Annotated in this window: 9 protein-coding genes and 4 tRNA genes; 10 read left to right on the forward strand and 3 right to left on the reverse strand. The window is 74.2% G+C overall.

The features are described from left to right. The first annotated feature begins 16 nt into the window (after nucleotides 1–16). Entirely contained in the window at nucleotides 17–772 is a 756-nt protein-coding gene (locus ACFVU3_RS27735) for a DsbA family protein (RefSeq protein ID WP_390070352.1), read from the forward strand. Next, on the forward strand, nucleotides 769–1,635 hold the full coding sequence (locus ACFVU3_RS27740; protein ID WP_390070354.1) for a cytochrome c biogenesis CcdA family protein: 867 nt from the start codon (nucleotides 769–771) through the stop codon (nucleotides 1,633–1,635). Before ACFVU3_RS27735 ends, ACFVU3_RS27740 begins: the two co-directional genes overlap by 4 nt. A 152-nt stretch (nucleotides 1,636–1,787) precedes the next feature. Here ACFVU3_RS27740 and ACFVU3_RS27745 read toward each other — a convergent pair. The 3 genes from ACFVU3_RS27745 to ACFVU3_RS27755 form a co-directional block, all read right to left on the reverse strand. After that, nucleotides 1,788–1,861, reverse strand: a tRNA-Phe gene (locus ACFVU3_RS27745). A 22-nt stretch (nucleotides 1,862–1,883) separates the two neighbouring features. Further along, a tRNA-Asp gene (locus ACFVU3_RS27750) sits at nucleotides 1,884–1,957 on the reverse strand. A gap of 40 nt (nucleotides 1,958–1,997) precedes the next feature. Next, nucleotides 1,998–2,070: transfer RNA gene (locus ACFVU3_RS27755), tRNA-Glu, on the reverse strand. Nucleotides 2,071–2,175: 105 nt separating this feature from the next. On the opposite strand from ACFVU3_RS27755, the gene ACFVU3_RS27760 reads away from it, so the two are divergent. From ACFVU3_RS27760 to ACFVU3_RS27795, 8 genes are all read left to right on the forward strand, one after another. Further along, nucleotides 2,176–2,526 carry a metallopeptidase family protein gene (locus ACFVU3_RS27760; RefSeq protein ID WP_189852474.1) on the forward strand — a complete coding sequence of 117 codons (351 nt, stop codon included), beginning with the start codon at nucleotides 2,176–2,178 and terminating at the stop codon, nucleotides 2,524–2,526. A 116-nt stretch (nucleotides 2,527–2,642) separates the two neighbouring features. After that, nucleotides 2,643–3,371 carry a hypothetical protein gene (locus ACFVU3_RS27765; protein WP_390070356.1) on the forward strand — a complete coding sequence of 243 codons (729 nt, stop codon included), beginning with the start codon at nucleotides 2,643–2,645 and terminating at the stop codon, nucleotides 3,369–3,371. A 199-nt stretch (nucleotides 3,372–3,570) separates the two neighbouring features. After that, nucleotides 3,571–5,853 (forward strand): DEAD/DEAH box helicase, encoded by a 2,283-nt coding sequence (locus ACFVU3_RS27770; protein ID WP_390070358.1) that lies wholly within the window; start codon nucleotides 3,571–3,573, stop codon nucleotides 5,851–5,853. Nucleotides 5,854–6,026: 173 nt separating this feature from the next. Beyond that, nucleotides 6,027–9,182: an FG-GAP-like repeat-containing protein gene (locus ACFVU3_RS27775; RefSeq protein ID WP_390070359.1), complete on the forward strand. Its 3,156-nt coding sequence runs from the start codon at nucleotides 6,027–6,029 to the stop codon at nucleotides 9,180–9,182. Between the two features lie 104 nt (nucleotides 9,183–9,286). Further along, nucleotides 9,287–9,359 (forward strand) — tRNA-Lys (locus ACFVU3_RS27780). 290 nt (nucleotides 9,360–9,649) lie between these two features. Continuing rightward, complete coding sequence (locus ACFVU3_RS27785; protein WP_390070361.1) at nucleotides 9,650–10,024, forward strand: hypothetical protein; 375 nt, start codon at nucleotides 9,650–9,652, stop codon at nucleotides 10,022–10,024. Nucleotides 10,025–10,215: 191 nt separating this feature from the next. Continuing rightward, entirely contained in the window at nucleotides 10,216–11,646 is a 1,431-nt protein-coding gene (locus ACFVU3_RS27790; RefSeq protein ID WP_390070363.1) for a diacylglycerol/lipid kinase family protein, read from the forward strand. Continuing rightward, on the forward strand, nucleotides 11,643–12,308 hold the full coding sequence (locus ACFVU3_RS27795; RefSeq protein ID WP_390070365.1) for a phosphatase PAP2 family protein: 666 nt from the start codon (nucleotides 11,643–11,645) through the stop codon (nucleotides 12,306–12,308). Before ACFVU3_RS27790 ends, ACFVU3_RS27795 begins: the two co-directional genes overlap by 4 nt. Nucleotides 12,309–12,318 lie beyond the last annotated feature (10 nt).

A 12,318-nucleotide genomic window follows, 5' to 3' on the forward strand; every position in this document is an offset into this window, starting at 1 on the left:
GTCTAGAGTGCACCTCATGTCCAGCCCCCAGTCCTCCTCCAAGACCCGTCCCGCGCTGATCGTCGCCGGTGTGGCCGTCGCCGCCGCGCTGGCCGCCCTCGCCTCGTACACCGCCACCAAGCCGGCCGACCCGTCCGCCTCCGGCTCCTCGTCCGTCGCCGAGGTCACCGCCGACCCGGCCTCCGGGGTCTACCCGGAGCTGGAGAAGTACGCCCGCAGGGACGCGTCCGACCGGCTCGCCCTGGGGCGCGCCGACGCGCCGGTCGTCCTCATCGAGTACGCCGACTTCAAGTGCGGCTACTGCGGGAAGTTCGCCCGGGACACCGAGCCCGTCCTGGTGGAGAAGTACGTCGAGAACGGCACCCTGCGCATCGAGTGGCGGAACTTCCCGATCTTCGGCGAGGAGTCGGAGGCCGTGGCGCGCGCCTCCTGGGCCGCCGGCGAGCAGGGCCGTTTCTGGCAGTTCCACAAGGCGGCGTACGCGGACGGGGCCAAGGAGAAGGGCTTCGGCACGGAGCGGCTGCGGGCCCTCGCGGAGGAGGCCGGGGTGCCCGACCTCGCCCGGTTCGCGAAGGACAGCGAGGGCGCGGCGGCCCGCGAGTCCGTCCGGAAGGACCAGGAGCAGGGATACGCGCTCGGCGCCACCTCCACCCCGTCCTTCCTGGTCAACGGGCGGCCGATCGCCGGCGCCCAGCCCCTGGAGACCTTCACCGAGGCGATCGAGGCGGCGGCGGAGAAGGCGAGGGCCGGACAGGCGGGGGCCCCGCGGTGACGGCCGGGATCGGCTACTTCGCCGCCTTCCTCGGCGGTCTCCTCGCCCTGCTCAGCCCGTGCAGCGCCCTGCTGCTGCCGGCCTTCTTCGCGTACTCGATCGAGAACCGGGCGAAGCTGGTGGCGCGGACCGCGATCCTCTACGCGGGCCTCGCCACCACCCTCGTGCCGCTGGGCGCCGCCGGATCGCTGGCGGGCCGCTTCTTCTACGGGCACCGGGACCTGCTGGTGGCCGCGGGCGGCTGGCTGATCATCGGGCTCGGCGTCCTCCAGATCCTGGGCCTGGGCTTCGCCTCCCGCCGGATGGCGGAGGCGAGCGGCCGGATCCGTCCGACCTCGGCGGTCTCGGTCTACGCCCTCGGCCTGGTCTACGGCCTGGCCGGTTTCTGCGCGGGCCCGATCCTCGGCAGCGTCCTGACGGTGGCCGCGCTGAGCGGCAGCGCGGCCTACGGCGGGCTGCTCCTCGCGGTGTACGCGCTCGGGATGGCGGTGCCGCTGTTCGTGCTCGCGCTGCTGTGGGAGCGGTACGACCTGGGGCGGCGGCGCTGGCTGCGCGGCCGGGAGCTGCGGGCCGGACGGTTCGCGATCCATTCGACCTCGCTCGTGTCGGGCCTCTTCTTCGTGGCCCTGGGCACACTCTTCCTGGTCTTCGACGGGACGACCGCGCTGCCGGGGCTGCTCTCGGTGGACGACTCGTTCGCGGTGGAGCGGCGGGTGGCGGAGTGGGGCCGCGCGGTGCCGGACTGGGCGCTGCTGGCCGGGGTGGTCGCGGTGGCCGGCATGGTGGCGGCGGCGCGCGGGCGTGGCCGGGCGCGGGCCGGCGCGGGGGCGGAAGCGGAGGCCGGGGGGAGCCGGCCGGAATGAGCGGAGGGGGCCCTCGCCGGGAGGGCCCCTGGTCCGGCCGTCCGGCCTTCGGGTTTCGGCCTTCGGGTTTCTGGGTCTCCGGGTCTCCGGGTTTCCGGGTTTCCACGCATGAAGAAGGGCCCCGTTCTTTCGAACGGGGCCCTTCTCTCTTGTGGCTGGGGCCGGGGTCGAACCGGCGACCTATCGCTTTTCAGGCGATCGCTCGTACCAACTGAGCTACCCAGCCACGAAGCTGTTTCCAGCTTCAGCGACTCTGACGGGACTTGAACCCGCGACCTCCACCTTGACAGGGTGGCGAGCTAACCAACTGCTCCACAGAGCCTTGCTTGTGTACGAGCACTAGTCTCGCACACGGTTGTGCGTGCCCCCAACGGGATTCGAACCCGTGCTACCGCCTTGAAAGGGCGGCGTCCTGGGCCACTAGACGATGAGGGCTAACGGCCCCACCTGGGCGCTTCTCAGCGCCTCGGGGACGTGAGAAGCATATGGGATGGCGGGCGGTATCGCCAAAACGGTTTCCGAGGAGGGGAGAATGGGCCCGTGCTGGAGATGACGCGCGAGGAGTTCGAGGAGCTTGTCGCCGAGGCCCTGGACCGGATCCCGCCGGAGCTGACGCGGCTGATGGACAACGTGGCGGTGTTCGTGGAGGACGAGCCCTCTCCGGACGACCCCGACCTGCTCGGGCTCTACGAGGGGACGCCGCTGACCGAGCGCGGCGAGTGGTACGCGGGTGTGCTGCCCGACCGGATCACGATCTACCGGGGGCCGACGCTGCGGATGTGCGAGTCCCGCGAGGACGTCGTGGCCGAGACCGAGATCACCGTGGTCCACGAGATCGCCCACCACTTCGGCATCGACGACGAGCGGCTGCACGCGCTCGGTTACGGCTGAGCCGGGGAGATCGCGCTCGAACAGGAGGCCGTCGCGCCGTGTCCCTTGTGACGCCTGGGGAGTTGGGCAGGGGGACGCGTTTCTTCCCCGCCCTTCTGTGTCCTGGAGGTGCCTCCGTGCGCCCTTTCCCCACCCGCGTTCGATGGGCCGCCGCCGCCCTCGCGGTCGCCGCGTGCGCCGGCCTGAGCGGCTGTATGAGTGTGAGCGACGAGGGTGCCGAGCCGGCGCCGGGCGCGACCGGGGGGAAGCCGGGCGCGTCGGCCCGGCCGGAGGGCGGCTCCGGAGCGCCGGACGGCGGCGGGGGCGCGTACGCCGGCGGGCAGGGCGACCGGCCCGGCGGCCCCGACGTGGCGGGCGGTGGCGCGAAGTCGCCGGTGCCGAGCGGTTCCCCCTCCGCCTCCGCCACGCCCTCCGCGGGCGCCGGGACGTCCGCCCCGGCCGAGCCCGGCGGCTCGGTGCCGCCCGGGACGCAGCCCCCGGGCGGCGGCACGGCCGGCGGTCACACCGGGGCGGGGGGCGCGTCCGGGGCCGCGGGGGGCGGCGGGGAAGCGGGCGGCGACGGCGGGAGCGGCGGCGGGAGCGGGGACGGCGGCGGGACGGGCGGAACCGGCGGGGAGGCCGGAGGCGCGCCGGGCGGCGGCGGGGGCACTCCCTCGCCGGAGCCCACGCCGGAGCCGACCCCGACGCCGGAGCCGACCCAGGAGCCGACGCCGGAGCCCACGCCCGAGCCGACCTCCCACCCGACCGATCCGCCGAGTGAGGGACCCTCCACCCAGCTGGGTGGTCTGCGCGCGGCCGGCGCGGTCACCGAGCCGGCGGCATCGCCGCAGGTGAGCCCGGTGTGACCTGGATCGGTTTGCCTTGAGTGGGGGAGAGTGCGTATGGTGGTAGATCGTTTGATCCCATTTGCCCGGCGCCACGACCGAAGAGCGCCGTGACTGGCGCGTACTCTCCCTTGCCGTGGCTGACCGCATAGAGGCGGTCTTGTGCGAAACACGGAGTTGACGGGCGCGTGCCGAGACTCCGGAAGGTTTCGCATTTCGCATGTCCATTTCCAGTTCTGACCACGCCGTCATGCCCGAGAACGACGAGATCACCGAGATCGTCGAGCTGGCTGACGACGCAGAGATCACCGACGAGGCCGTCGAGGCCGCCGACCTGACCGACGAGGCCGACGACGCCGACCAGACCCCCGAGATCACCTTCGGTGACCTGGGTCTGCCCGAGGGCGTCGTCCGCAAGCTCGCGCAGAACGGCGTCACCACCCCCTTCCCGATCCAGGCCGCGACCATCCCGGACGCCCTGGCCGGCAAGGACATCCTGGGCCGCGGCCGCACCGGCTCCGGCAAGACCCTCTCCTTCGGCCTCCCGCTGCTCGCCACCCTGGCCGGCGGCGACACCGAGAAGAAGAAGCCCCGCGGCGTCATCCTCACCCCGACCCGTGAGCTCGCGATGCAGGTCGCGGACGCCCTCCAGCCCTACGGCGACGTGCTCGGCCTCCGTATGAAGGTCGTCTGCGGCGGTACGTCGATGGGCAACCAGATCTACGCCCTGGAGCGCGGCGTCGACATCCTCGTCGCCACCCCGGGCCGTCTGCGCGACATCATCAACCGCGGCGCCTGCTCCCTGGAGCAGGTCCAGATCGCCGTCCTCGACGAGGCCGACCAGATGGCCGACCTGGGCTTCCTGCCCGAGGTCACCGAGCTGCTCGACCAGGTCCCGGCCGGCGGCCAGCGCCTCCTCTTCTCCGCCACGCTGGAGAACGAGATCGACAGCCTGGTCAAGCGCTACCTGGTGAACCCGATCACCCACGAGGTCGACCCGTCCGCCGGCGCCGTCACCACGATGACCCACCACGTCCTCGTCGTGAAGCCGAAGGACAAGGCCCCGGTCACCGCCGCGATCGCCGCCCGCAAGGGCCGCACGATCATCTTCGTCCGCACCCAGCTCGGTGCCGACCGCGTCGCCGAGCAGCTGCGCGAGTCCGGCGTGAAGGCCGACGCGCTCCACGGCGGCATGACCCAGGGCGCCCGTACCCGGACGCTCGCCGACTTCAAGGACGGTTACGTCAACGTCCTCGTCGCCACCGACGTCGCCGCCCGCGGCATCCACGTCGACGGCATCGACCTGGTCCTCAACGTGGACCCGGCCGGCGACCACAAGGACTACCTGCACCGCTCGGGCCGCACCGCCCGCGCCGGCCGCTCCGGCGTCGTGGTCTCCCTGGCCCTGCCGCACCAGCGCCGCCAGATCTTCCGCCTCATGGAGGACGCGGGCGTCGACGCCTCGCGCCACATCGTCGGCGGTGCCGGCGCCTTCGACCCCGAGGTCGCCGAGATCACCGGCGCCCGTTCGCTGACCGAGGTCCAGGCCGACTCGGCGAACAACTCGGCCAAGCAGGCCGAGCGCGAGGTCGTCGACCTGACCCGTCAGCTGGAGCGCCTCCAGCGCCGCGCCGTCGAGCTCCGCGAGGAGGCCGACCGCCTCGTCGCCCAGGCCGCCCGCGAGCGCGGCGAGGACCCGGAGAGCGCGATCGCCGAGGTCACCGAGGCCGCCGAGGCCGAGGTCGCGGCCGCTGCCGCCGAGGCCGAGCGCGCCGCCCGCGAGGAGCAGCGCCGCGAGGAGCGGCCGGCCCGCGACGAGCGGGGCAACTACGAGCGCCGCGACCGCGGCGGCTTCAACCGCGACCGTGACGACCGCGGTGACCGCGGCGGCTTCCGCCGTGACGACCGTGGCGGCGACCGCGGTGGCTTCCGTCGCGACGACCGTCCGTCCGGCGGCTTCCGCCGGGACAACGACCGTCCGTCGTTCCGCGACCGTGACGACCGTGGTGGCGACCGCGGTGGCTTCCGCCGGGACAACGACCGTCCCTCGGGCGGCTTCCGCCGGGACAACGACCGTCCGTCGGGTGGCTTCAACCGTGACGACCGTGGTGGCGACCGTGGCGGCTTCCGCCGCGACGACCGTCCCTCGGGCGGCTTCCGCCGGGACAACGACCGTCCGTCGGGTGGCTTCAACCGTGACGACCGCGGTGGCGACCGTGGCGGCTTCCGCCGCGACGACCGTCCCTCGGGCGGCTTCCGCCGCGACGACCGTCCGTCCGGCGGCTTCCGCCGCGACGACCGTCCGTCCGGCGGCTTCCGCCGGGACAACGACCGTCCGTTCAACCGCGACCGCCGCGACGACCGCCCCTCGGGCGGCTTCCGCCGCGACGACCGTCCGTCCGGTGGCTTCCGCCGCGACGACCACCGCCCGTCCGGCTCCTCCTCCTCGTCCTTCGGAGGCGGCCGCCGCGACGACAAGCCCCGCTGGAAGCGCAACGGCTGAGCCCGCGTGACCTGACACACGACGAACCCCCGTGACACCCGCTGTCACGGGGGTTCGTCGTGTCCGGCGTACAACCATCCCGGGGGCGGGTCGGTCTCGTACAGGTATGCGTGGGACGCTCGGGCGTCCGGTCGCCCGTACCAGTGATGGACCACCCCCGGGGAGGGGCCTTCTTGTCTCGTACCGCAGTCGCGCGGCGGACCCGCGCGCGTGCCGCTCTGCTCGCCGCCGTCATGGCCGCCACCGGGGCGGGCCTCGCGCCCGGCGCGGTCGCTTCGCCCGGGGCGCCGGTCGTCGGCATCGACCAGCTCGACGTCACGCCCACCCCGCGGACCGCGCCCCGCGCGGAGACGGTCGTCGCCGTCGGCGCGGGCGGATACGCCCACCGGACCGAGGCCGACGACCGGAGCGCGAGCGAACCGCTCGTGTGGACGGACTTCGCGACCGGCGAGAGCCGCTCCCTGGGGTTCGGCGGCGGCAACGAGTCCTTCGCCGAGTTCGGCACCGGCGAGCGGTACGCCTACGCGGACGACGGCGTCGGCACGCGCACCCTGATCGACCTGGAGAGCGGTACGACGACCGCCCTGACCCTCCCCGAGGACACCTCGTACCGGGGCCTGATCGGCGACCGGCTGCTCTTCCAGCAGTACGAGCCCGGCACCTCGATGGGCTCCACCAGCGGCTACTTCCTCCGCGGCGCGGGCGCCCCGAACGGGCCTTCGGTCCCCGTGACCGGCTGGCCGGCCGGCGCGGACCTCCACATGGCGCGGCTGGTGGCGGGGGCACCGGGCGTCGCCGTGCTCCGCTTCACCCGCGGCACGTCGGGCATGAACAGCGACTCCCGCCTCGGCGTCGTCGACCTGACGACCGGACGGATGCGGGTCCTGGAGGAGCCGACCGCCGCGAACGGCGTCCTCGTCGCGGGCGTCGCCGTCACCGCCGAGCGCATCGCGTGGGTCGACCCCGACCGGAACGTCCACATCCGGCCGCTCGCCGACCTCACCGGCCCGGAGACCGGCTACCCGCTGCCGGACGGACTGAGCGCCACCCGCATCGGCCTCGTCGGCGACTGGCTCCTGACGACGGCCGAGCCCGCGGCGGCGGGCGAGGACCTCACCCGCAGGCTGGTCGCGGTCAGCCCCGCCGGGGAGCAGCAGACGCTCCTCGCGGGCGCCGAGGAGCGGATCACCCAGCTCGGCGACGGTTCCGGCACGGCGGCCGTCACCGGCGGCACCTCCGCCACCGACTGGGCCCTCCTCAAGGCCGTGCCCGGCAAGGGCGGCGGCGCCCCGGTCCTGGAGAAGCTGCGCAAGGTGGCGCCCATGCCGACCGAGGTGGTGGCCCTCGCGCTGGGCATGGGCCGGCTCACGACGCTGGAGCAGGACACCGGCAAGGCGGCCGGTTTCCAGACCCGTTCGCTCCCGGTCGGGCCGCTCCACACGGGCCAGTCCGGTCCCGTGCCGGCCGGCACCGAGGCCGACGCGCAGTGGCACGACACCCCGCTCTTCGACGCCGGTGACGGGCGGACGGTCTCCTCCCCGAGGATCGCGTACACGCCCCGCGCGGTCGTCTCCCGCACGGGCGACGGCCGGACCACCCGGGTGACCGTGGACCAGATCGGCGAGGTCGCCGACGCCTTCGGCCGGTGGGCCGTCTACCAGACCGGCACGCCGGGCTGGTACGGCGAACTCGCCGCCGGCGGCAAGACCCTCGTGCTCGACCTGGACACCCAGAAGGTCGTCTCCACCCAGAACCAGGTCGCCGCCGCACTCTGGGGCGACACCCTCTACACCGGCACCGGCACCGTGGGCCAGGTCGTCCGCAAGGACCTCACCACCGGCAAGACCCTCGGCACGCTCGCGACCGAGTCCGGCTGCGCCCTGACCGAGCTCCAGACGGCCGGCCGCTGGCTCTACTGGGCGTGCGCCCGGTACGGGAAGCAGGGCGTCATCGACCTCAAGAACCCGGCCGCGCCCGTCCGCACCGCCCTGCCCGCGGGCTCCTACCGGGGCGGACTCCTCGGCGACGGCTACTTCGTCGACGAGAACGGCTCGCACCTGCGGGTCACTCCCTTCCCCACCGGGAAGGCCGGCACGCCCTACGCCCTGACCCGCGCCGACGTCTTCTCCGGCTCCCGCCGCACCACCTGGACCGTCGACCGCTTCGGCGGCGCCGTCGCCTACCGGGACAACGCCCAGCGGGTGCACGTGGTGTGGACCGACCTGCCCACCTCCGACCTGACCGTCACGCACGCGTCCGCTCCGACGGCCTTGCGGTTCCCCGGCACCTGGAAGGGCTCCTGGACGCTCTCCAAGCCCGCCTCGTCGTACGAGGTGAGCATCCAGGGCGCGTACGACAGGAAGCCCGTGCGGACCCTCCGCGGGAAGGAGACACGCGGCCGGATCGACTTCAGCTGGGACGGCCGCGACGCGGCGGGCGTGCCCGCGCCGACCGGGCCGTACGTGTGGGAGCTGCGCGCCACCACCGCCGACGGCAAGGGCCGCGACCTCTGGACCTTCGGCGACCTGCGGCTCTCCGGCAGCCGGCCCGCCTTCCGCGATCTCGTCGGGAACGACGCCCAGGGCGAATTGCTCGCCGTGGACACGGCGGGCGCGGTCTCCCTCTACCGGGGCGACGGCTGGGGGAAGTTCGGCGCCCGCACCCCGGGATCCGGCGGGGCCTTCCCGGCCGGCACCCTCCTCGTGCCCTTCGGGGACGTGAACGCCGACGCCTGCGCCGACGTCCTCGGGCGCGTCGGCGGTGAGCTGCGCGCCTACCGGCCGGGCTGCGGCAAGGTCGTCACCGGCTCGTCGCCGTACACCGCGATCGGGTCCGGCTGGGGCCAGTACGACGTGCTGACCTCACCCGGTGACGTGAACGGCGACGGGTACGCCGACCTCGTCGCGCGCCAGACCTCCACCGGCGACGTGTACTTCTACGCCGGCACCGCCGACCACCGCCTCAAGAGCCGGGTCCGCATCGGCACCAACTGGAAGCTGTACAAGCGGATCACCGGCGCCGGAGACCTCGACGGCGACGGCCGCGGCGACCTGGTCGCCGTCGACGGCTCCGGCGTGCTCTGGTCCTACTTCGGCACCCCGTCCGGCGGCGTCACCCCGCGCACGAGGGTCGGCGGCGGCTGGCAGATCTACACCGCCCTCCAGGGCACCGGAGACCTCAACGGCGACGGCGCCAGCGACCTCGTCGCCCGCGACGCCTCGGGCCGCCTGTACGCCTACTACAGCCACGGACGCGGCCGCACCGGCGACCGCTACGGCTTCCGTGAGCTCGTCGGCCCGGGCTGGAACACCTTCCGGTCCCTCTTCTGACCTCCCGTCGCCGCGCCCCCGCCCGGGGGCGCGGCGCGGCGGGATCCGATACCCGATCGGTTCCCCGGGCCCGGCGGGCTATGCTGCACGGAGTGCTCGCACACGGGCCGTTAGCTCAATTGGCAGAGCAGTGGACTTTTAATCCATTGGTTGTGGGTTCGAGTCCCACACGGCCTACCGACACCGAAGCGCCCCGCCCGGACCCCCGGGCCGGGGCGCTTCGTCGTCCGGGGAGCGGGTGCCGGTCGCCACCGCGCGGCCGCGGGGCGACGACGTGCGCGCGGTCGAGAAGGCCGGACGTCCGGAGGAATCCCTTGTGCATTTCCGCGGATACCCGGGCTATCGCATTCGGCCAGAATGGCTTCAACTCGACTGCCCTGTCAGTAAATTGCTTGCCAGGGGCACGTGCCGCTGCCTAGGGTCGGGCGCGGCGCGGACATTCCGCGTCTTTTTCTTGCGGGGGCATCATGAAGAAGCGCAATTTCGCCGTGGTCGGTGCGATGGCGGCGGCTCTTGTCACGCTGTCGAGCGGAACCGCCATGGCCGGGACCAACATCATCAACGTCTACACCACGGACAGCACCCCGGGTGGCCTGGGCTCGTTCGTGGCCAACGGCGACCTGACGCAGGTCTGCGACGCGCAGGAGGACGGACTTTCCGCGGTGGCCTATCTGCGTCGCTGGGACGGCCCGCTCTGGAAGACGGTCACCGTCGGCGGTTACGGGAACTGCAAGTCGGAATCCATCGACATTCCGGAGGGCCAGCGCCTCACGCTCACCGTGTGTCTGCGGAAGAACGGCGCGGACGTCTTCTGTTCCACCAAGGGCGGCGGCGTCGCCTGATCCCGTGCGCGTGTCGATGCCCGCCCTTCACGAGAGGGCGGGCATCTTCTCGTTCCCGGTGCCCGCGCGCATCCCGGAGTGTCCCGTGCGGAACCCCGGGGCAGGCGCGTTTCGTCGTTCCGTCGAACGGCGGCGTCCGCGGGGTGTTCCGCGAGAGCCTGGGGGAGTCTGGAAGGCGGAGGTGGGGTCGGTTGAACGGGGCTGTGCGGTGGTGGGACGAGGGCGACGTGGCGAGCACCACGCGGGACCTCGCGCGGTGGGCCCTGGCCGCCGCGGCGGGGGCGGTGTTCGTCCTGCTGCTGGCGGTGAACAGCGGCGGGCTGCCGGTGCTGGTCAGCGGGCTCGTGGGGCTCGCGGGCGGAGCCGTGGGGCTGTGGTGGGTCGTCGCGCACCGGGGGGCCGTACGGGTGCTCGGCGCGGTGCTCGTGGTGGGGGCGCCGGTCGGCGTCCTCGTGCTGTACGTCGTCGGCGGGCTGTGGCTGTTCGCGCTCACGGCGCTCGCGCTGTGGGCGGTCGCGCTGGGCTGTGCGCGGGAGGCGCTGCGCCGGCCGGGGGAGGCGGTGGACGCGCCGGCGCCGGCCGGTCCGGCCGCGCGGCCCCGGCAGGCGGTGCTGATCATGAACCCGAAGTCCGGCGGCGGGAAGGTGGACCGGTTCGGTCTGGTGGGGAAGGCGGAGCGGCTGGGCGCGCGGGTCGTGCTGCTGGATCCGTCCGCGCCCGCCGACGTCGACGCGCTCGCCCGGAAGGCCGTCGCGGAGGGCGCCGACCTCCTCGGCGTCGCGGGCGGCGACGGCACCCAGGCCCTGGTGGCCGCGGTGGCCGCCGAGCACGACCTGCCGTTCCTGGTGGTGTCGGCCGGGACCCGCAACCACTTCGCCATGGACCTCGGCCTGGACCGGAACGATCCGGCGGCCTGCCTCGACGCGCTCACCGACGGCGAGGAACTCCGCGTCGACCTCGGCACCGTCGCCGGACGGCCCTTCGTCAACACGGTCTCGTTCGGGGTGTACGCGGACGTGGTGCAGCGGCCGGAGTACCGCGACGCCAAGGCGGAGACCGCGCTCGACGCCCTGCCCGACCTGCTCCAGGGCGGTCAGGGCGACCGGCTCGACGCGACCGCCGACGCCACCCGGCTCCCCGGCCAGCAGGCGATCCTGGTCAGCAACAACCCGTACGCCACGCCCGATCCGTTCAGCGCGGCCACCGGGCACCGCACCCGCCTGGACAGCGGCCGGCTCGGCGTGATCGGCGTCCGGGTGGACGGCGCGGCGCACGCCGCCGACCTGGTCGTACGGGGAACCCAGTCCGCCGCGCTCAACGTCCTGACCGCGCTCCGCGTCGAAGTCCACGGAGAGGTCACCACCGCCGGCGTGCCGAAGGGGGAGGGGACGGTGCCGGTGGCGGTGGACGGGGAGGCGCTCGTCCTGCCGACGCCGGTCGTCTGCGAACTGCGGCCGCGCGCCCTGCGGGTGCTGGTGCCGCGGGCCCGGCCGGGAGTGGTTCCGCCGCCCCCGCCGTTGGAGTGGCGGCGGATCATCCGGCTCGCCTTCCCCGACCATCACGGGTCCGGCCCTTCGCACCGTCCGGAACCGTCCGAGGACCCCTACAGGAGCGGCGCATGAGCGACGAGAACACCTACGAGGCCGGCCCGGGGCCCGGGCCCGGCGACGGGGCCGGGACGCGGGTGCGGCTGCGGGACCGGCCGCGGGCCGCGGTCTTCACCGCCCGCGCCGTCCTGCACGACCTGCGGGCCGTGGACGGGGCGCTGTACGCGGCGGTGGCGGCCACGCCGACGCCCGCGCTCGACGTGGGCCTGCGCCGGCTGTCGAACGCCGCCGACCACTCCAAGATCTCCTTCGCCGTCGCCGCCGGGCTCGCCCTCGTCCCGGGCCGTCCGCGCCGGGCGGCGGCCGCGGGCCTCGGCGCGATCGCGATCGCCTCGGCCACGGCCAACCTCTTCGGCAAGCGGCTGGTCCGCCGGGCGCGGCCGGACCGGGAGGCGGCCCGCGTGGTGGTCGGCCGGCACGTCCCGATGCCGGAGTCGGCGTCGTTCCCGTCCGGGCACACCGCCTCGGCGGTCGCCTTCGCCACCGCCGCCGGCGTCGCCCTGCCCCCCGCGGCCGTGCCGCTGGGGCTGCTCGCCTCCGCGGTCGGCTACTCCCGCGTCCACACCGGGGTCCACTACCCCGGCGACGTGGCCGCGGGCGCCGTCCTGGGCCTGGCCAGCGGCGCCGCCGCCCTCGCCGGGGCCTCCCTCGTGCGGGCGCGCCGCCGATCCTCCTGACGGTGCGCCA

Origin of the sequence: Streptomyces sp. NPDC058052, from assembly GCF_042885515.1 — a bacterium.
In the GTDB taxonomy this organism is placed as follows: domain Bacteria; phylum Actinomycetota; class Actinomycetes; order Streptomycetales; family Streptomycetaceae; genus Streptomyces.

Excerpts from the sequence above, each read along its gene's own strand:
- ACFVU3_RS27735 (WP_390070352.1), top strand. The coding sequence starts at position 17 with ATGTCCAGCCCCCAGTCCTCCTCCAAGACCCGTCCCGCGCTGATCGTC.
- ACFVU3_RS27770 (WP_390070358.1), top strand. The coding sequence starts at position 3,571 with ATGTCCATTTCCAGTTCTGACCACGCCGTCATGCCCGAGAACGACGAG.
- ACFVU3_RS27785 (WP_390070361.1), top strand. The coding sequence starts at position 9,650 with ATGAAGAAGCGCAATTTCGCCGTGGTCGGTGCGATGGCGGCGGCTCTT.
- ACFVU3_RS27795 (WP_390070365.1), top strand. The coding sequence starts at position 11,643 with ATGAGCGACGAGAACACCTACGAGGCCGGCCCGGGGCCCGGGCCCGGC.